The sequence below is a fragment of the Thalassospira sp. MCCC 1A03138 genome, assembly GCF_002115785.1.
In the GTDB taxonomy this organism is placed as follows: domain Bacteria; phylum Pseudomonadota; class Alphaproteobacteria; order Rhodospirillales; family Thalassospiraceae; genus Thalassospira.
Genome location: NZ_JFJY01000008.1, coordinates 63,606 through 83,443 on the forward strand (window position 1 = coordinate 63,606; position 19,838 = coordinate 83,443).

General features: G+C 53.5%; 21 protein-coding genes. 13 read left to right on the plus strand and 8 right to left on the minus strand.

What is annotated here, in order from left to right; all coding sequences use genetic code 11:
• The first annotated feature begins 229 nt into the window (after window positions 1-229).
• Window positions 230-1,486, plus strand: coding sequence for a multidrug effflux MFS transporter (locus TH468_RS16170; RefSeq protein WP_085645648.1), 1,257 nt, complete (start codon window positions 230-232; stop codon window positions 1,484-1,486).
• A 37-nt stretch (window positions 1,487-1,523) separates the two neighbouring features.
• Window positions 1,524-2,033: a DinB family protein gene (locus TH468_RS16175; protein ID WP_085645649.1), complete on the plus strand. Its 510-nt coding sequence runs from the start codon at window positions 1,524-1,526 to the stop codon at window positions 2,031-2,033.
• An 8-nt stretch (window positions 2,034-2,041) separates the two neighbouring features.
• Here TH468_RS16175 and TH468_RS16180 read toward each other — a convergent pair whose 3' ends face one another.
• The 3 genes from TH468_RS16180 to TH468_RS16190 all read right to left on the minus strand — a co-directional run bounded on the left by TH468_RS16180 (window position 2,042) and on the right by TH468_RS16190 (window position 5,042).
• The gene (locus TH468_RS16180; protein ID WP_085645650.1) at window positions 2,042-2,830 is read right to left on the minus strand and encodes an enoyl-CoA hydratase/isomerase family protein; all 789 of its coding nucleotides are present in this window, start codon (window positions 2,828-2,830) and stop codon (window positions 2,042-2,044) included.
• 112 nt (window positions 2,831-2,942) lie between these two features.
• The gene (locus TH468_RS16185) at window positions 2,943-4,676 is read right to left on the minus strand and encodes a SulP family inorganic anion transporter (RefSeq protein ID WP_085645651.1); all 1,734 of its coding nucleotides are present in this window, start codon (window positions 4,674-4,676) and stop codon (window positions 2,943-2,945) included.
• A gap of 78 nt (window positions 4,677-4,754) precedes the next feature.
• Window positions 4,755-5,042, minus strand: a complete 288-nt coding sequence (locus TH468_RS16190; protein ID WP_085645767.1) for a helix-turn-helix domain-containing protein — start codon at window positions 5,040-5,042, stop codon at window positions 4,755-4,757.
• A 259-nt stretch (window positions 5,043-5,301) separates the two neighbouring features.
• On the opposite strand from TH468_RS16190, the gene TH468_RS16195 reads away from it, so the two are divergent.
• On the plus strand, window positions 5,302-5,991 hold the full coding sequence (locus TH468_RS16195) for an orotate phosphoribosyltransferase (RefSeq protein WP_085645768.1): 690 nt from the start codon (window positions 5,302-5,304) through the stop codon (window positions 5,989-5,991).
• A gap of 82 nt (window positions 5,992-6,073) precedes the next feature.
• Here TH468_RS16195 and TH468_RS16200 read toward each other — a convergent pair whose 3' ends face one another.
• Window positions 6,074-6,694, minus strand: a complete 621-nt coding sequence (locus tag TH468_RS16200; RefSeq protein ID WP_085645652.1) for an NAD(P)H-dependent oxidoreductase — start codon at window positions 6,692-6,694, stop codon at window positions 6,074-6,076.
• 144 nt (window positions 6,695-6,838) lie between these two features.
• Between TH468_RS16200 and TH468_RS16205 the strand changes: the two genes are divergently transcribed.
• On the plus strand, window positions 6,839-7,405 hold the full coding sequence (locus tag TH468_RS16205) for a TetR/AcrR family transcriptional regulator (protein WP_246832365.1): 567 nt from the start codon (window positions 6,839-6,841) through the stop codon (window positions 7,403-7,405).
• 66 nt (window positions 7,406-7,471) lie between these two features.
• Here the strand turns inward: TH468_RS16205 and TH468_RS16210 are convergent, their stop codons facing one another.
• Together TH468_RS16210 and TH468_RS16215 are read right to left on the minus strand one after the other, a co-directional pair.
• Window positions 7,472-8,185, minus strand: a complete 714-nt coding sequence (locus TH468_RS16210; RefSeq protein WP_168177162.1) for a glutathione S-transferase family protein — start codon at window positions 8,183-8,185, stop codon at window positions 7,472-7,474.
• Window positions 8,186-8,240: 55 nt separating this feature from the next.
• Complete coding sequence (locus tag TH468_RS16215; protein WP_246832366.1) at window positions 8,241-8,711, minus strand: VOC family protein; 471 nt, start codon at window positions 8,709-8,711, stop codon at window positions 8,241-8,243.
• A gap of 15 nt (window positions 8,712-8,726) precedes the next feature.
• On the opposite strand from TH468_RS16215, the gene TH468_RS16220 reads away from it, so the two are divergent.
• The 8 genes from TH468_RS16220 to TH468_RS16260 all read left to right on the plus strand — a co-directional run bounded on the left by TH468_RS16220 (window position 8,727) and on the right by TH468_RS16260 (window position 17,177).
• Entirely contained in the window at window positions 8,727-9,620 is an 894-nt protein-coding gene (locus tag TH468_RS16220) for a LysR family transcriptional regulator (RefSeq protein ID WP_085645656.1), read from the plus strand.
• Between the two features lie 160 nt (window positions 9,621-9,780).
• Complete coding sequence (locus TH468_RS16225) at window positions 9,781-10,326, plus strand: hypothetical protein (protein WP_085645657.1); 546 nt, start codon at window positions 9,781-9,783, stop codon at window positions 10,324-10,326.
• Window positions 10,327-10,503: 177 nt separating this feature from the next.
• Window positions 10,504-11,346 (plus strand): universal stress protein, encoded by an 843-nt coding sequence (locus TH468_RS16230; protein WP_007090914.1) that lies wholly within the window; start codon window positions 10,504-10,506, stop codon window positions 11,344-11,346.
• A 209-nt stretch (window positions 11,347-11,555) separates the two neighbouring features.
• Complete coding sequence (locus TH468_RS16235; RefSeq protein ID WP_085645658.1) at window positions 11,556-12,956, plus strand: aspartate aminotransferase family protein; 1,401 nt, start codon at window positions 11,556-11,558, stop codon at window positions 12,954-12,956.
• A gap of 522 nt (window positions 12,957-13,478) precedes the next feature.
• Entirely contained in the window at window positions 13,479-14,696 is a 1,218-nt protein-coding gene (gene hemA, locus TH468_RS16245; protein ID WP_007090912.1) for a 5-aminolevulinate synthase, read from the plus strand.
• 785 nt (window positions 14,697-15,481) lie between these two features.
• Window positions 15,482-15,901: a nucleoside diphosphate kinase regulator gene (gene rnk, locus TH468_RS16250; RefSeq protein WP_085645769.1), complete on the plus strand. Its 420-nt coding sequence runs from the start codon at window positions 15,482-15,484 to the stop codon at window positions 15,899-15,901.
• Window positions 15,902-16,049: 148 nt separating this feature from the next.
• Window positions 16,050-16,589, plus strand: a complete 540-nt coding sequence (locus TH468_RS16255; RefSeq protein ID WP_007090909.1) for a hypothetical protein — start codon at window positions 16,050-16,052, stop codon at window positions 16,587-16,589.
• Between the two features lie 75 nt (window positions 16,590-16,664).
• Window positions 16,665-17,177, plus strand: coding sequence for a GNAT family N-acetyltransferase (locus tag TH468_RS16260; protein ID WP_085645659.1), 513 nt, complete (start codon window positions 16,665-16,667; stop codon window positions 17,175-17,177).
• Window positions 17,178-17,246: 69 nt separating this feature from the next.
• On the opposite strand, the gene TH468_RS16265 is transcribed toward TH468_RS16260, so the two are convergent.
• Both TH468_RS16265 and TH468_RS16270 read right to left on the minus strand, forming a co-directional pair.
• Window positions 17,247-17,960 carry an outer membrane beta-barrel protein gene (locus tag TH468_RS16265; protein ID WP_139834739.1) on the minus strand — a complete coding sequence of 238 codons (714 nt, stop codon included), beginning with the start codon at window positions 17,958-17,960 and terminating at the stop codon, window positions 17,247-17,249.
• A 226-nt stretch (window positions 17,961-18,186) separates the two neighbouring features.
• Window positions 18,187-18,930, minus strand: coding sequence for an SDR family NAD(P)-dependent oxidoreductase (locus tag TH468_RS16270; RefSeq protein WP_085645660.1), 744 nt, complete (start codon window positions 18,928-18,930; stop codon window positions 18,187-18,189).
• Window positions 18,931-19,114: 184 nt separating this feature from the next.
• On the opposite strand from TH468_RS16270, the gene TH468_RS16275 reads away from it, so the two are divergent.
• A complete protein-coding gene (locus TH468_RS16275) occupies window positions 19,115-19,828 on the plus strand; it encodes an SOS response-associated peptidase (protein WP_085645661.1) in 714 nt (237 codons plus the stop codon).
• Window positions 19,829-19,838: the final 10 nt, after the last annotated feature.

Consider the following 19,838-nt stretch of genomic DNA (forward strand, 5'->3'; position numbering starts at 1 on the left):
TCGTTTCAGGTTGCGATCCAACCGGCCCCGTCACTCGTAACGGCGCGGCCTTCCTGATGCCACTGCCATATCTGACCGGAATTTTAGCACCTCCCGTTATCCGGGGGTCGGCGAATTTGCCCCATTCCCTGTCGTTATGGCTGGCCTTAAGGGAGCCCGTTAAAGACCGATACTGGAAACCGGACGGATCACACCCCACCTGCCACCAGAAGAAACGGATACGGAAGTCATGGCGAATACAGATGCCAGCACCCCGATCAATACCAAGCGCCTTGCGATCCTACTTGCCGCCCTGATCGCGACCGCGCCCTTTGCGATTGATACCTACCTGCCCGCCATCCCGGCTATGGCGGTCGATTTTGGTGCGCCGACGCATAATGTCGAAGTATCAATCAGCATGTTCCTGATTGGTTTTGCTCTGGGGCAGCTGATTGGCGGGCCACTCTCGGATCGCGTTGGCCGTCGTCCGGTCGCACTGGTCGGGCTGGTGATTTACATCATCACCAGTGCGATCATCATCTTTGTCGACAGTTCTTTCTCGCTCAACGTTATGCGCTTTATCCAAGCGATTGGCGGTGGCTTTGCTCTTGTCATCGTCGGTGCGTCGGTCCGCGACCTGTTTGACGGCAAAGATGCGGCGCGTATGTTTGCCCTGATCGCGGTAATCATGATGATTGCACCGCTGGTCGCGCCCACGGTCGGCTCGGCCCTGTTGGTTTATTTCCAGTGGCAGGCAATTTTCGTTCTGCTGGTAATCTATGGCAGCATCATGCTGGTGGTTGTCTGGTTCAAGCTGCCTGAAACCACCAAGCTGCGCCCACGCTATGCCGGACCGGCCCGACGGGTCTTGTGGACCTATCTGGAAGTTCTGCGTACCCGCAAGGCGGTTGGTTTCATGCTGGCCCATACCGGTGCCAGTGCGGTGATGTTCAGTTTCCTGACCGACAGCCCGTTCATGTACATTGATTATTTTGGCGTGTCACCCAGCCAGTTCCCTTATCTGTTCGGAGCCAATGTCATTGTCATCGTGATCTGCAATCGACTGAACAATCCGTTGCTGAAACGGCTTGAATGTCATCAGATACTGGCGATCGGCACCGGCCTTCAACTGGCTGCTGTGATCGGATTGTTCATTGCGGTGAATGTGTTCGAACCATCCCTTTATGCGGTTGTGCCACTTGTGATGGTCGCCGTTGGCATGATCGGGCTGACAGCGCCAAACGCAACTGCGGCCTTCATGCAGTATTTCCCGCATATCGGCGGGACGGCAACCGCCTTGATGGGCACCATCCAGTTTGCCACTGGCGCTTTGGCAGGCACCATCATCGGACAGGTTCATGACGGCAGCCTTCTACCCGCGACCGCATCAATGCTTGCCTTTGGCATTTTCGCCAATGTCATGGTGCATTTCGTGGCCGAGGCAAAACAGATCGAACAACCCGCCCCGGCGCAAAGCGACGATACTGTTATCGTTGCCGCCGACTAAACACAGTCAATTAACGCCAGATAGGAGCCCCACCAAAATGGCAAAGATGAATTTCAACGATTATGGCCGTGCCATGGCCAAATACAACATCTGGCAGAATGGCGTTCTGTACGAACTTTGCGAACAGATCGGCGACGAGGAACGCCGCCGTGACCGCGGCATGTTTTTTGGCTCCATCCATGCGACGCTTAATCATCTGCTCTATATCGACCACCGAATCCTCGGCATCCTGCAAACCGGACAGGCCGAACCGTTTGATGCGCGCACGATCATGGCCGATGATTTCGAAACGCTTGGGAAAATGCGCATTGAAACCGACGCCGCGATTGCCGCATTCGTCGATTCCAATGATCACAGCTGGCAGGATGACATTCGCGAATTGATGGGGCTGGATGGTGTAACCCGCAAATTGCCGCGCCAGCTTTTCCTGATGCAGCTTTTCAACCACCAAAGCCATCACAGATCGCAAATCACAAGCGAGCTGCACAAGATGGGCCTTGATTACGGCATTACCGATGTTCCGCTGACGCCGGATTTGCCGTTGTGATCTGACCGTTACCTGCCTTCGAACACCGCTTTTCTTTTTTCCAGAAAGGCGGTGTAGCCTTCCTTAAAATCCGCACTGTCAAAGGCGCGGTATCCTTCGTCAAATTCCTTGGCACCGATGGCACCACCTTCTTTGAGGCGGTTGATCATTTTCTTATGCAGGCGTTGGGTGATGGGTGCGCCGCTTGCGATACGGGCGGCGGTTGATGCGATTTCCGCATCGAACGCCTCAATCGCCACATGGCGGGCGACAAAGCCGATTTCGCGCGCGCGTTCGGCATCAAACACCTGGCCTTCAAGCAGGATTTCAAACAACGCCGCCTCGCCCAGCAGATCGAGCATGATCTGCAATTCCGGATAGCCCAGCGTCGCACCAAGCTTCATCGGGGGCACGGCAAATTTTGCGTTATCCGCAGCAATCCGCAAATCGCACGCAGCAGCCAACACAAATGATGCCCCGATGCAAGGCCCGTCAATCGCGGCAATGACCGGATGCTGACAGACCCGAAGCGCCTGCAAGGCCTCGGCATGGAGCATTCCATAATCACGCGCCTTTCCGAACCCGTCGCGTTCGCGTACAAATTCATGGATATCCGCCCCGGCACCAAACCCGGCCCCGCTGCCGCCGCGAATAACGATACAGCGCAGGTTATTATCCCCGCCAAGATCATCGGCAATCCGGGCAAGCCCTCCCCACATCGGCTTGGTCAGCGCGTTTTTGCGCTCCGGCTGCGAAATGGTGATGGTTGCAATGCCGCCGTCATTGATATCGACGGCAAGTCCGGTTTCCTGCGACATGGCAGTGCCTTTCAGCTTAATTCGGTAAGGCTATACCAAATAAACCCAAAACCGTATTTTGCCAATGCCTGACAAAGGCTTGGATCATTATCACTGTCTTTGCGGTCGCAACTTAGGATGCCGTGACGTTACGCAATCCGTGCGCGCGAAGGCGCCCGACCACCTTCTCGATATCGATTTCATAATGAACCAGCGGCGGCTTGATGCCATGTGCAAACAGTTCCCGTCGAAGGTCATGTGATGTGCCGGTCAGAATCACCTCGATCCCGCGCCCTCGCGTTTTGCGCGCAAGTCCCGCTATTGTATTGGCTGCAGTTGAATCAAGAAACGGCACGGCGGCAAAATCAATGATCAAAGCCCGGTGCGTATCGCCAATCCTGTCCAGAACCGATCCAATGGATGCTGCAGCCCCGAAAAAGAACACGCCGGTAATCCGGTAAATCATGATGTCGGGGTCGGTTGTCGATGAAATATCCGATGCCCCGCCACCGCCGGTCGTACCGTCGGCCCGGTCTTCGGATACGAACGGGCTGTGGGTGGCAATCGCGGTTGTTTTCGACATGCGTTGAATGAACAGAACCGAGCCAAGGGCAAATCCAACAACGATTGCTTCGAGAAGATCGCGGAAAATCGTCAGTAAAAATGTTACCAGCAATACTGCCGCATCGCCACGCGATGCGCGCAACAAGGTCGCTATCGCGTGCTTTTCGATCATGTTCCATGCCACAATCGCCAGCACCCCGGCCAAGCTTGCCAGCGGAATGAAACTGGCTAGCGGCGCAGCAACCAATATGAACAGCAACAAAAACAGCGCGTGCAAAACGCCCGAAACCGGCCCATGCGCACCGGCCCGGATATTGGTGGCCGTTCTTGCAATCGTGCCGGTCACGCAAATGCCACCAAACAGACCCGACGCCATATTTGCCACCCCCTGGGCCACCAGCTCACAGTTCGATCTGTGATGTCGGCCGGTCATACCATCGGCCACCACGGCTGATAAAAGCGACTCAATCGCCCCCAAAAGCGCAAAGGCAATTGCATTGGGCAAAACCGCCTGGACTTTGGCAAGGGTGAATTCCGGCAAGACAGGCATGGGGAAATCACCGGGAATACCGCCAAAGACGCTGCCGATGGTCGATACCGGCAGACTGAACAACGCGGTCGCCAATGCGGCCCCGGCCACCGCAATCAGCATGCCCGGCCAATGCGGGCGCAGCCGTTTGGTGCCGACAATCACAAGGATTGTCGCGCCGGACAACGCAACCGTCACCGGATCAATCCCCGGTAATGCCGCCCAGATCACCGGGAGCTTTTCCAAAAGCGGCCCCGGCTCTTTGCCTGGCAAAGTCAGCCCCAGCAAATCCTTGATCTGGCTTGCGAAAATGATCACCGCAATCCCGGCAGTAAAGCCAACCGTCACCGGATAGGGAATGAACTTGATATAGGTACCAAGCTTCAGCGCCCCGATGGCGAGCAACATCAATCCCGACAGGATAGTGGCAATGATCAAGCCATCAAGGCCATGCGTCTGAACCGTACCTGCGACCAGAACGATGAAAGCCCCTGCTGGTCCTCCAATCTGAAAGCGACTGCCCCCCAGGAGCGACACCAGAATCCCCCCGACAATCGCGGTATAAAGCCCCTGTGCGGGGGAAACGCCCGACGCAATCGCAATCGCCATCGATAACGGCAAGGCGACAATCGCCACCGTCAAACCGGCAATCGCATCAGCCCGCAACTGCGCAAACCCGTAACCTTCGCGAAGGACGGTTACAAGCTTTGGGGTAAACAGGTCGGCATATCCGGGTTCGGGCGCCTGATTGGTTTTCGAGGTTCTGGTTTCCATAGTCTCCGGCAGCCTTGCAAAAGGCGGCGGGATCGTCGGCATAAGTCGGCGGTCGCCGTCGCAAAATTGTTGTGGTCGTTATTGTTCGCCCTGCTCGTCTGGCAGTTTCGGTTTTATTTCCGGTTCTTTCAGACGCACACCGCGCCCGGTTGCCATGCTGGACACGTTATCCCCGATCAATTCGATCCCGGCGCGGTCAAGTGCTTCGACGACCTTGGTCAGCGTATCAACCACACCACGCACATTACCCTTGCTGGACTCCATCCGCTGGATGGTTGGCACCGAAATCCCGGCCATTTCGGCCAGCTTTTTCTGATCAATGCCCAGCAACGCACGAGCCGCACGCATTTGTCCCGCGGTAATCATAAAGCGCATCCTTCATTCACACATGATCGAAGTCTAACAAAACGCATTTAAAACTTCAATTATGATATTTTAGATATCAATAATGCCATTTCAAATCGGCATTGCCTTATTCGCATACGGTCCTGCTGCCCGCAAATTTACCCCCGATATCGCCGGGCACCTGATCCTGACCAGCCGGACAGCGGCTTTTCTTTGCGCTTTGCGTCCAAAAACGCTAAGACGTGCGCAAATATTCGATCCGGAAAAGGGTATAGTCGCCATGACCAACGAAACTTCGACCGCGCATTGCTCGTATGCAGCCAAAACCGCCGCAAAGATTTTGCTTGATATCGGGGCTGTAAATTTCCGCCCGGAAGAGGCCTATATCCTGACATCGGGCTGGGCAAGCCCGGTTTATATCGATTGCCGCAAACTGATTTCCTTCCCGCGCGCACGACGCAAGGTCATGGAACTTGCCGCCCGTCAGGTTTCCGACAAGGCCGGTTACGAGGCATTTGATGCGGTCGCTGGCGGCGAAACCGCTGGCATCCCCTATTCCGCATGGCTGGCCGATGTTCTGGACCTGCCGATGCAGTATGTCCGCAAAAAGCCAAAGGGCTTTGGCCGCAAGGCGCGCATCGAAGGTGACATCCACGAAGGCCAGCGGGTTCTTCTGGTAGAGGACCTTGCCACAGACGGTGCGTCGAAGGTCAATTTCGTCAATGCGATCCGCGAAACCGGCGCCGAATGCAAACACGCCTTTGTCGTGTTCTTCTATGGTGTGTTCCCCAATGCGCTTGAAGAACTGAAAAAAGATGATATCGAACTGCATTATCTGGCAACCTGGGCCGATATTCTGGCGGTTGCCGAAGAAGGCGAATATTTCCCCAAAGAAGCCATCGAAGGCGTCCGGGCCTTTCTTGCCGACCCGATTGGCTGGTCCAAAGCCAATGGGGGCAAGCACGACTAAGCCAGCAGCACATTACCAAATAAAAACGCCCGCAGATTTTCCCCTGCGGGCGTTTTACTTGTGATGGTCGGTCTGTCGGTATTTACCCCGCCATTTCTAGTTCCGGCCTTGTTACCTTTGCCGGGATTGCGGCCCCGATATTGCGTGCCTTTTTAAGGTGTTCCGCCGGATCATTCCCATCGGCCAGCAACATCAATTCCGATGTCGCGACCTGTATGCCGCAATAATCAAAAATACCATGATGGATTTGCAGCTTCATCGCCCCGAAATATCCATGCCGGGCAAAGGTGCCAAGCCCTGCCCCACCAATCGCGACAAGATGAACCTTCAGATGGTTCAGCTTTTTGATCACCTTTTCACCGTCAATATCCTCATAGGCCCAGCCATTTGAAAACACCCGATCAATCCAGCCTTTCAGGATTGCAGGCATCGACCACCAGTAGATCGGAAAAACCAGTACCAGCGTATCGGCGGCATCAATCCGCTTCTGTTCGGCAAGCACATCATCCGGGAACGGTGACCTCATCTCGAAGGCCGCAATATCGTCCTGATTGAAGCGCGGATCAAATCCCTCGGCCGAAAGATCAGCAAACTCGAAACTGTGTTCAGGTCCGGCATCCTCAATCCCCTTGCCAATTTGATTGGCGACCGCATGACTGAACGAACCGGAATTTGGATGGGCGACAACAACAAGCGCGCGCATGGCTTATCTCCTTGCTAAGTGATTGCCTCTCAACGGTAATCACTATATACTATAAGTAAGTTACTATCTGTAAGTTACGTTTGGTATATAAAGATGTCAAGCAGCGGTGCAAAAAAGTCCCCCTCACATACTCCACGCAAACGGATGGCACGCGAAGATCGCAATCGGCAACTTCTCGACGTTGCATGGAAGATGATCCATGACGATGGGACCGAGGCACTAAGCCTTGGCAGTCTTGCCGAACAGGCCGAGGTCACCAAGCCGGTGGTCTATGATCATTTCGGAACACGATCGGGTTTGCTGATTGCGCTGTATCAGGATTACGATCGACGTCAGACAACATTGATGGACTCTACCCTTGCGCAAAGCAGCCATACCCTGCACGACAAGGCATCGGTGATCGCATCGGCCTATATTGATTGCGTGCTGTCACAGGGGCGCGAAATTTCGGGTGTCATAGCATCACTTGCCGGATCGCCGGAGCTGGAGCAGGTCAAACGCGACTATCACATTCTGTTCATTGATAAATGCCGCGATACACTGTCCCCTTTCAGCCGGACCGGTAAAATACCAATGCCCCGCCTTTGGGGCTTTCTGGGCGCAGCCGAATCCCTCTCTTACGCAGCGGCAACCGGCGAAATCACCGCCGATCAGGCAAAGCAGGAACTTTTTGAAACCATCATCGCCATGGTGTCGCGAGACAGAGCATAAAAAGCCATCAACAGTCTAAATACACTATTGATGGCTTTTCAGTCCGTTATTTGTAATCTGACAAAGCTATTGGGAAGCAGATAAGGCGGGCTTTTGCGACACCGGAAGCATCGATAGCCTTTTGGCCAGATAGCTTTGTCTTGATGCGATAAAATGATGAAGTTCCCCATGATACGTTTGGGGGACTACCGTCTGCACGATATCGTTTTTTAACAATCGTTCGCTCCAGCCACGAACATGTTCAAACCCCGCAAACAAATCCCGGTTAAGCCCGTATACCAATACCGGAAATGCCCGAAACGCGGTCGCATAGGCCATATCGACCATGCATAGCCCAACCTCGCGAAAGGGTCCGGCGGCTTCAAACTTCTTGTTGAGTATGGCCAAGATCAGGCCGATCCTGTGCAATGTCAGATCGCAGTCATGCTCATTATGAGCCCGATACACAAGATCTGCAGTTAGCGACAATATCCGCTCTGCTCGTAAAATCCAGATACTGTGTTCGGCACTCTCAATCAGATCGACCGGATAAAGCGCACGACCATTAATCCTGTCGAGATAATCGCAAATAACCGCAGCCTCGGTTAGCGGTCGCGTTTGGTCAAGAAGCAAGACCGGCACTTGCCTTTCCGAACTGAACTTTTCAAGCCAGGCTGGCTTGTCTTCCAAACGAATATCTTCCCTTTCATGATCAATCGCGTAGTGCCCCATAACCATTGCAACCCGTTGCACATACGGGCACAGCCGGTGGCCTATCAGCTTAAAATGCGGATGTTCCACCCCCACCTCCTTTTAGCCGTCTTTTTTCCCAAAAAAGCGCCAAGTTTCAGGCAAATCACGACATGTAATGAATGTTGATTTTATTGCCATCCGGATCGCGAAAATAGGCTGCATAAAAACCGCTATCATCACCGCCGCGCGCGCCCGGTTCCCCTTCCGATTCTGCCCCGACACTGATCGCCTTGCTGTATACGGCGTCAACCTCGTCCTTTGATTTTCCCTGCAGGGCGATCATTACACCATTCCCAACGGTCGCCCGCCTGCCGTCAAAAGGCAGATGAATCGAAAAATTGGCTTCTCCTTCCGCGCGTGACCAGACAATGAAATCTTCCATCTCCATCACCCGCTTGGCTCCCATCATGCCAAGAATGACGTCGTAAAATGCCCCGGACGTGGCAAGGTTGTTTGTCCCGATCGATGTATAACCAATCATTTTGCTCTCTCTTGGTTGTCTCGTTTGATCGGCTTCACCGTATGAATTTGCAAATTTACAATAAATAGGCAATTTTGAAGAAATATATTGCAAATCTGAAAGATCAAAATGGATTGGAATTATGTGAAATCGTTTCTTGCCGTTGTCGACGCCGGGTCACTTGAAAAAGCAGCCGAACGTCTGAATGTCAGCAATACAACGGTATTTCGCCATATCCATGCATTGGAAAAAGAAACCGGAACACGCCTATTCGAACGGATCAAAGGCCGTTACAGCCTGACCGAAGCAGGTGAAGAGATGCTTGGTCACGCCCGGCAAATCCTGAACAATTTCGAAGCTATCAATCTAAGTGTTTCCGGGCGCGATATTGCCGCTGCTGGGACGGTCCGAATTACCGCACCGACAAGCTTTGCCTATTTCATTCTGCCTGATTATTTCGCTCGCTTACAGACGGCCTACCCAGACATCAGCCTTGAACTTCTGGCAAGTAATCAGGAATTCAACATGGCCGAACGCCATGCTGATATCGCGATACGGGTCGCGGAATTGCCGCCCGAATATCTTGTCGGTCGCGAAATTCGCAAGATAGATTGGGGACTTTACGCAAATCACGATATGGCAAAAAAAACCGAGCAGAATTTCAATGCCCTGAAATTCCCGGATCGCTTGCCCGGTGATTTTATCGGTGCCAGCGGAGCTCTAAGAAATCACCCTGTATTTAAATGGCTCGACGAAAACCACGCTGACCGGATCATCCATCGTAGCGACGATTTTGTTGCAATGGCAGGCCTTGCTGGCGCCGGAATTGGATATGCTTGCCTGCCTGCTGATCTGGCGATCCCCGATCTTGAACGCGTTACGTCTCTGCATCAATTTGCACCAAACAGGCTTTGGGTGCTTACTCATCCAGAACTCAAACGCATTGAACGCATCAAGCTGGTTCTGCAATGGCTCGGAAATGCGCTTAAAAACGACCCCCGCTTGATATCGCCAGCTCGGTAACAAAGCCTGGGTCAATAAGCTGTCACGCGCCCTTTTCTGGACATCACGCGTAACTGGGTCCAATATATTCGCAAGCAAAAGCAAGGCCGTACAATAAATGGCACTGTAAGGTAAAGGGAACGGCCCGGCGCACATCGCCTTGCGGCCAAAGGAGCAAGTCATGAAGATCAGAAGCGCTGGCCTCCTGTCCGGTCTTGTTGTTTCTGCGGCACTGCTGTCGGGCTGCGTGCAGCCCACCGCACAAAGCAATTCCCCCACCAATACCACGGCGGAAATCGTAACCCCGTGGGGTGGCACGACCACGTCAACATTCGCAAATGCGCCAGCCAATACTGCAAATGACAAATTTGTCATGGCGCCAGATCCGAAAAAGGCCGCAATCACCGATATGCAGCGCCAGCAAATCGACGAGGCGCGTATCGCCCTTGGTATACTTGATCGCATGGCGCAACGCTGTGTTCAGCAAAACGACCCGGCAGCCTGCAACACGCTGCAGACCAACTGGTCAACCCTGTCACAGCAATTGCGCAAAAGCCTTGCGATCATTTCGGGCGACAGCATGGGAACAATGCCGTCTGCCGGTGCACCAATGATGGCCGATCCAACAACGGGAACGTCAACACCTGGTCCGGCCACGATGCCCAATGACAGTGTCCCGACCATGGAAAGGACCATTCCGATGATGTCACGTCCTGCCGACGGCTGAGCCAATTTCACGGACAGTCATTTTCTCGCCACAGGGTTACGCGATACTCTATACACGCGGTAAGTGTAATTTGAGATAGAACAAAGAACGCCAGCACTGATCGCATTAGACTGCTTCTCATAACCACGCTAGCCGCCTTGATCGAAGGCGGGGCTGCCCGGAAAAGGAGACTGGCAGATGTATCGGGATATCCTTGTTCATATCGACAATTCGGCCCCTTGCGCCCAACGGCTTTCGGTTGCCCTGAAAGTTGCCAAAGCGCACAAAGCCCATCTGACCGGGCTGTTTCTTCTGCCCTATGCGGAAATTCCGCGTTTCATGGAAGTTCAGATTTCCCAGGAAATCATCAATCAGCAGCGTGCTGCAATGGCCGAAACTGCCAAGGAAGCCAAGCGCGATTTCGCCAAAGCCTGCGAAGATGCCGGTGTAACCTTCAGCTGGCAGGAAACACCATGTTCTGCCGCCGAGATTGCCGACACGGTTGCCATGTATGCGCGCCATCACGACCTGACGGTTCTGGGCCAGTATGATCCGGACAGTGCCGACCCGTCTTCGACCTCGGAAATGCCCGACAAGGCTATTCTGACCGCAGGCACCCCGGTTCTGGTCGTGCCTTATGCCGGTCGGTTCGAAACGATTGGCGAACGCGTCATGGTTGCATGGAAACCCTATCGCGAAGCCGTCCGTGCGGTGAATGACGGCATGGCGTTTCTTGAAAATGCAAAATCGGCTCTCGTACTCTGCGCAGACCCGAACAAGGGGGCACGTGATTCTATTCCGGTGCCGGGTGTCGATATCGGATCGCGGCTTGAACGCCACGGTGTCAATGTTCGCAAGGAAAGCATGAATGCCAGCGGAATAAGTGTTGGCGATCTTTTACTGTCACGTGCGGCAGATGAAAGTATCGATTTGATCCTTTGCGGCGCATATGGCCGCCCGCGTCTGCGCGAACTGATGCTGGGAGGGGTAACTCAGCACCTTCTACGTCACATGACGGTGCCGGTTCTGATGTCGCACTAAGTTACGACCGACGACAGCGTTACCAAACCGGCCGGTGCCCCTTGCCCGGCCGGTTTTGCTTTGGGCTTTTATTTTGATGTTTCCTGTTTTGACGAACCGCCAAAGGAGCACCGCCGGAACAAGGCCCAACTAATGATTTCCAACCCGCAGAATGCTGACTAAAGTGCCTGAAAGCATCAGGAACTTTCCTGCACGAAACAGAGGTTATCATGACCACAAACGCCACCATCACCCCAACTGCCCCATCGACCAAAGGCAATTCCGCAGCCAGCCGCGATATCGCAAGCTATCTGCATCCCTATACCAACCTTGCTGCGCACGAAAAAACCGGGCCGCATATCATTTCAAAGGGCCACGGGATTTACGTGACCGACGACAATGGCCGCGATTTCATCGAAGGCATGGCAGGTCTTTGGTGTGCATCGCTTGGTTTTGGCGAAAAGCGCCTTGTTGAAGCCGCAACAAAGCAGCTTGAAACCCTGCCCTATTATCACACATTCGCATCGCGCAGCACCAACCCGGCGATTGATCTGGCCGAGAAGCTTCTGGAACTTGTACCCGTCCCGATGTCCAAGGTGTTCTTTGCCAATAGCGGTTCAGAAGCAACTGATTCTGCGGTGAAGATGGTCTGGTATTATCACAATGCCATCGGCCAGCCGGAAAAGAAAAAGATCATCTCGCGCAAGAAGGGTTATCACGGGGTGACGGTGGCTGCGGCCTCGATGACCGGGCTTCCGGGCAATCACAAAATGTTTGATCTGCCGATTGATCGCATCATCCATACCGAAACCCCGCATTACTGGCGCGAAGCCCAGCCCGGCGAGGAAGAAGAAGATTTCGCGACCCGTCTGGCCGAACAGCTTGAAGACCTGATCCAGGCCGAAGGTCCGGAAACCGTCGGCGCATTTATTGCAGAGCCTATCATGGGGGCCGGTGGCGTCATCGTGCCGCCGCGCACCTATTTCGAAAAGGTGCAGGAAGTTCTGGATCGTTACAATATCCTGTTCATTGCCGACGAGGTCATTTGCGGTTTTGGGCGGACGGGGCGGATGTTTGCCACCGAAACCTTCCGGCTTCAACCCGACATGATCACGGTCGCCAAGCAGCTTTCATCGGCCTATCAGCCGATTTCGGCCCTGTTCATCAATGACAAGATTTATCAGGCGGCGAAAAAGGCATCCGATGAAGTTGGTACCTTTGGCCATGGCTTTACCTATTCCGGCCATCCGGTCGCGGCTGCGGTCGCCCTTGAAACGCTGCGCATCTACGAAGAGGACGGTATTGTAGAACATGTCCGCAATGTCATGTCGCCGTTCCAGAAACGCCTAAAGGACCTGAACAAATTTGAACATATTGGCGAAACCCGCGGACGCGGGCTGATTGGCGCATTTGAACTGGTCGCTGATAAATGCCTGAAAACACCAATGCAGCCTGTCGGTGCTGCCGGTAAGGCCGTTGTTGCAAAATGTATGGACCACGGTGTGATCTTGCGTGCACTTGGTGACAGCGTTGCCTTTTGCCCACCACTGATCATTACCGAAGAACAGGTTCATGACATGTTCGACAAGGTCGAAGCGGCCCTTGCGGACTGGCATGAAAGCCTCGGCTAAATCCATAACATTCCAGAAAACATATTAAAAACAAACACCTGCCGCCGCACTCCAGCGAATACGGCGGCAGGTGAGTAGCCTTGAACTTCTGAAATGGAACAATCGATAGATTTTGCCGCTTGTTTAAATTGATTTAATTGTGGGTCGGAAGTCCTTTCAAAACCTTGCCAAATGCGATCAATAGCGCCAAATTGGAAAGTGAATGGGGAACCGCCCAACGCCACGAGATGGCGTGATCGACACACAATGAATGGACGCCTTCTTTGACAGCGTGGTTCGCAGTGAAGCTTTGCTGAAAAGTTTTAGCTGAAACTGGAATCGCTTTAAAATTTTTGACAAGGGTCAATGCCAAGTCGGAAGCCATGTCCGATAAGGAAGTTATCAAGACCCGGTCAGACGGGACCATGCTGATCCGGAGATGTACGCATATCCGGCCAGGACCAGAGCTTTACCAAGGGAGAGAGAACGGGATGAGACACAAGCCCGTACCCGCGGTAAAGAGACAGGCGAAAGACACAAAAGATGAATTATAACACCTTCTTTAAAGACGCGTTGTCCGGCCTCAAGGCTGAAGGCCGTTACCGCGTATTCGCCAATCTTGAACGTATTGTCGGTGAATTTCCCAAGGCCATGTATCACCCCGATAACGGTGATACACCGCGCAAAATTACGGTCTGGTGCTCAAACGACTATCTCGGCATGGGGCAACATCCCACGGTTCTTGAAGCCATGCAAAACGCCGTCACCGGTCAGGGTGGCGGGGCGGGTGGAACACGAAATATTTCCGGCTCCAACCATCTGCATGTCGCGCTTGAGAATGAACTCGCCGATCTGCATGGCAAGGAAGCAGCCCTTCTGATGACATCGGGCTATGTCGCCAACTGGACGACGCTTTCGACCCTTGGCTCGAAGCTGCCGGATTGTGTGATCATTTCCGACTCGTTCAATCACAATTCCATGATCGAAGGCATGCGCCATTCAAAGGCGGAACGCCGGATATGGAAACATAACGACGTCGAACATCTTGAAGAAATCCTGCGCGATCTGGGGCCGAACCGCGCCAAGATCGTTGCGTTCGAGTCCGTTTATTCAATGGATGGCGACATCGCACCGATCGCCGAAATCCTTGATCTGTGCGAAAAATACAACGCGATTTCGTATCTCGACGAAGTCCATGCGGTTGGCATGTATGGTCCGCGCGGCGGCGGCGTCGCCGAACGCGACGGCGTGATGGACCGCGTTGATATCGTCCAAGGCACGCTTGCCAAGGCCTTTGGCGTTATTGGCGGCTATATCGCTGGTAAAACCGAAATCGTCGATTTCGTGCGCAGCTTTGGCAACGGCTTTATCTTTACCAGCTCCCATCCGCCCAGCATCGCGGCTGGTGCACTGGCATCGGTTCGCCACCTCAAAGACAGCAATGTAGAACGCGAAGCGCAGAAAGAACGTGCCGAAACGCTGCGTGAACGTATGCGTGCCGCCGGTCTTCCGGTCATGGATGCGCCAAGTCATATCGTGCCGCTGATGGTGGGCGACGCCAGCATGTGCAAGGAAGCCAGCGACCGGTTACTGTTTGATCACGACATCTATGTCCAGCCGATCAACTATCCGACCGTACCGCGCGGCACAGAACGGCTGCGCTTTACCCCCGGCCCCCTTCACAATGATGAACTGATCGATCACCTGATCGATTCACTTCTGACCGTCTGGGGCCAGCTGGGCATCGCAAAAGCGGCATAAGGCGGAAAATCACGCAATCCGCGACAGAATACATAAGACCGGCACAGACATGACCATGTGCCGGTCTTGCTTTTTATGCACCAATAAGATCATTCAATTTCAAGACCGATATGTTAGATTGATCCAGTCATGTTGAAGCAGCAATTAAACATTCGTTTTGTAATCAATGCGGGTTCCCTTCTCGCAGGAGCCTTACCCCGAGTGGGGTGAGGAATGTATTCCTATACCTGCACTCGGGGTTTTGAAGTCAAACCTTCAATGACCTTCGATGAACATCCAACCGGATCGTTCGACAGGCAGGATTACAATGACAGCGTTGAAATACCATGCATTGGGTGGCATCCCCCCAAACAGCATTACATGCACGCAAACACAAGATGTGCGCATGTGTCCTATCGGTCGCCCTCAGCAATTCAAACGACTTGAAACTTTGCGCCCTCTGACAAGCTGGCTCTGCCCGGGCGATTTCATCTGCTTTTCGATTAATGATCAGCTGCCACAGCCATCGTTCCTGAGCCTGAGCCTAACCAAACCTCAAAGCCATGACTGGCAATATCAATGATCACTCAACCAAGACTGGTGGCAACAGTCGCGATCCAAGCGTCGTTGATTTGCGCAGTTTTATCGGCCTGACCGTTATCGGCATGAAACCACGACAACGCAACCCGACGCCACAGTCAGAAGGCTCCTCCTTCAGGGGGGGCGGCCTTTGGTCCCGTTCGACTGAATCCTGTTTGCGACCTTATGTGTCGCAACATCACATCCCATCCAAAGGACTTTTCGAAATGCAAACCACTACCAAAACCTTCACTGAAACCCAGTCCCATGATCCGGCCGTTTTCATCGATCAGACCATCGCCGATCAGCTTGAAAACCTTGCACGGGCCAATATTGGCCGGAACCCGATTGTCGCCAACCGCCTGCTTGATGAAATCGACAGGGCCGTGATTGCCACACGATCCGAACTGCCCCCTGATGCCATCACCATCGGATCGGAAGTCACATTCCGCGACAATGCGACCGGTGGCATGCAAACCATAATTCTTGTCATGCCCACCGAAGCAGACATATCCACCCACCGGATTTCGGTCATGACACCGGTTGGAGCAGCCCTGATCGGTATCAGAAAGGGTGAAACCATCTGGTGGCAAACGCCCGATGGTGAAGTCCGGGAACTGACCGTTCATGACGTCGTTGCCCCCTGAACGGGAACGATATGTCTTTGACAGTCTGTTTGCGGAATCATGATTGTGATCTATATTCACCGGTGCCGGGGTTTCTCCGGCATCGACACCTTGCAATTAAGAACCGTTCGCGTTAACATAGGTACCTGCAACATGACAGGGACCGTTTATGTATTCGGATAGAACATTGCTGCCCAAAGAATGTCTGCGCCTCTGCGCACTTGGTACCCTTGCCCTTTCGGACAAACCGATCAGCTATGCCGATCTGGCCAATTCAGTGCGTCATTTTACCGCCCATATCATGGGGCCATCGCTTGATATGATGGGAAGCTCGCTTCAGCTTCTGAAGCTTGAAGGGCTGGTGCGCGAGGATTGCAATAGCGGGTCCTATTCAGATGCACAATTGTCGCTGACCAAGGCCGGGCACGATAAATTTCAGGAACTGATGCAGGGCACGCTTCGAGATACGTCGGGCGAACTTTCGCGGCTTGTCATGGCGCTTAAAATGCGGTTCTTGCATCTGCTTGATGATGAAACCCGTCGCGACCAGATCGAAATCCTGCATGACGTTTGCGAACTGGAACTTGATCGCGTTCTGGCACTGCGTGAAGACCACGCAAACGAAGCCGCCCCGTTCACCGGATGGCTTGATATGGAAGCCCGTCGGCTGGAGCAAAAGCGCGACTGGCTTAAAAGCCTGTTGGTCTAATTGATTTTCCCGTTATAGTCGTGTGACAGACCTGCAGGTAGCAGGCGTGAAGTCACAGGATGGGACGGGACGATCATGCTTATACGCGATGAGACAAAGTCCGATATTCCGGCAATCCATGCGTTGCTGGCTAGCGCATTTGCAACAGCCCCTCATAGTCAGCAAACTGAGCATCTGATTGTCGATGCCTTGCGCAAAAAGGGCAAGCTCAGCATTTCGCTTGTCGCGATTGAAGATAACGGACTTGTCGGGTGCGTAGCCTTCTCGCCGATTACCATCGATGACAAAAATATCGACTGGTTCGGCCTTGGGCCGGTGGCGGTGTGCCCCGACCGACAGGGTTTTGGCATCGGATCGGAACTGATCCAGGCAGGCATTGCACGCTTGCGGGTCAATGATGCGGCGGGGTGCGTGGTGCTGGGCGAACCTGATTATTACAGCCGGTTCGGCTTTGCTCCCCTGCCCGACTTGAAACTGGACGGCGTTCCGGACCAGTATTTCATGGCCCGCCCGCTGATGGATGATATTCCGGCGGGCAAGGCTGAATATGATTCGGCATTTTACATTTCCCCGAACGACCACTCATAGAAAAACAGCCGGAATTTGACCGGCTGTTTTTGCATTTTGCCTCAGATGCGATGGCAATAACTATCGTCTTCAGAACGCCAAGTTCAGCGAAATACCGATATTCGCACGCCAAACGTCTTCAATCTGATAAGGTTTGATTTCTGTGACCCCCAGATTTCCACGGCGCGTATTTCCGGTTTCAAACCCTCCGGAATAGGCAACCAATGCATCCAAGCCCAATTTGGTGCCCGGTGCGAATTCATAGTTAACCCCAGCACCAATCTGAGCAATCGGGCTGATCTCGGTATGCTCTTCCACATCGGAGAGAAACGATCCAGAACCCAAGTCTGTTTCAGTTACATCCGACAGCGTATTAAAGGTGACCCCAAGCCCGGCAGTGGTTCTGAAGGTCGTCACATCCGACAGGGGAAAATCATAAGCTAAATTGGCCATAACCGCGTCGCTGCTTGCCGTCCCCTCAAAATCCGACGCAGCGCTGATGGCAGGGAAATTTGCATTCCAGCTAATGTCTCCACTGACATGCTGATAGCTTAAAAAGGCAGAGAGCGACGGATTGAACCTATAGCCGACATGTCCACCAACACCCACGGTATTCCCGAAATCGACGTTGGTGACGACCCCGCCACCGCCAACTGCAGCGCCTCCGTCGGTTGTACTGGAAGAGCCTCGCGCCATTCCGCCCAGAATATCAATCCCACCGAAGACATTTGAATCACCTGCCAGTACCGGAACAGGCAACAAAGCTGGAACGATGCCAGCAAGGAGAAAAAACCTCGATATCAATGCCCCAATCCTTGAATTATGATTGTGCTTTATTTGAACACCCCACAAACCACAACTACAGGATTTTTTATAATCAATCCATTATTACCAAAAGGGGAATTTCCTGAATAGTCGAAGAAAACTGTTCGATTTTTCTGCCAGACCCGAGACGCACTAAACTGTCCCCTTCCTCTGGTTGAGGAGGAAAGAAAGCACAAATTAGCTCATGCGGCCCTAAAAACGCAGTTTAGTAGAGATGCTGCCCACCGGTTACAAAAATTTCCGTGCCGGTAACATAGCTGCTGTCTTCGCCAACCAGATAATGAACGGCAGCAGCGACGTCTTCGGGGGTGCCCATGCGGTTCATCGGGATGCGGGGTACCAGTGCCTCGTATTCCGGAGAAATCATTGCGGTTTTGATCTCGCCGGGTGCCACGGCATTGACCCGCACGCCCAGTTCAGCAAACTCCACTGCCATTTCACGTGTCAGCCCCGAAAGGGCGGCCTTGGACGTGGAATAAGCCGATCCGGCAAACGGATGAACATAATGGCCCGCGATTGAGGTGATATTACAAATCGCCCCCTTACCCCGATGCAGGGCGGCAGCAAAGCCACGCGACAAAGTCAACGGGGTAAAGAAGTTCAGTTCGAAGACATCACGCCATGCCTCGATATCGCCATTCAGGCAGCCGAGCCGTTCTTTATACGGCGTCTTGGGCGATACCCCGGCATTATTGACCAATGCATGCAGCGGATCGTCGCCAAGAACTTCGTTGGCCTGCTTGATGAAAAGCTCGACATCTTCGGGTTTGGAAAGATCGGCAGCAATATGAATGCCCTGTGCCGGATCACGCGGGCAACTGGGCGGCGGGGCTTCACGTGAACAGCAAATCACCCGCCAGCCGCGTGCGGCAAAATAACCGACCGTAACATGGCCGATCCCCCGGCTTGCACCGGTCAGGACAACGGTTCTCGGGGCATTGGCATTCATTGAGTGGCTCTTTCAAATCCCGCGCGCCGAAGTGGCGCGTTATATCGCATCGTCATCTTCTTATAGCATTACGGTTCGTCGCAAGCACGCATCGCAACACGCGTTCCTATATAGGACGAAGGTTGTGTCAAAACCAGTCAAACGGCTATGATCATTGTCAATTAAGGAACAGGCAGACAATCCGATGTGCAGCCAATACCAGCTTATCAACGACATGAACGCGTTTCAGATACAACTGGCCATCGACCTTAGCGATATCATTCGCAAGGAAGCATCGGATTTTGCAGACGACCGAGATGTAGGCGGGTGGGATGCAGATGGGCGAGATACCGAAAAGCCATTGGAAGACGCGGACCAAGCCGCATTTGAAAGCCTGTCTGGCATTCGACGCCCGACCGATCCGGTGATTGTGATCCTGCCGGGTCAAAAGGCTGCTTCGCGCCGTTGGGGGTTAAGCGTTTCAACGCTGAATGCGCCACTGATCAATGCCCGTGCCGAAACCCTTGATCAGAAACCGACCTTTCGCCCCTTGCTGGACCGGCGTTGCCTGATACCGGCGACAAGCTGGTTTGAATGGCGCAAGGATGGCACAGCGAAGCACAAAACCCGCATTACCCTGCCAGATCATCAGCCAGTGCTGTTTGCCGGGCTTGAAAACGGACGCGAGGCGGTCATCATCACCTGCGCCCCCGCACAGGCAATTTCACATATCCATGACCGCATGCCCGCCGTGATCGGGCCAAACCATATCGCCGGATGGCTTGATCCAGTCAACGGATTTGACGTCGTGCGTCACATGCTGGGCCCGGTGCCCAATCATGTTCTGGATTGGTGCGAAGAAGATGTCTTTGAAAAAAAGAATTCGCGAAAGCGAAAAGACCAGATCAACCTGTTCTGATCGGGACATC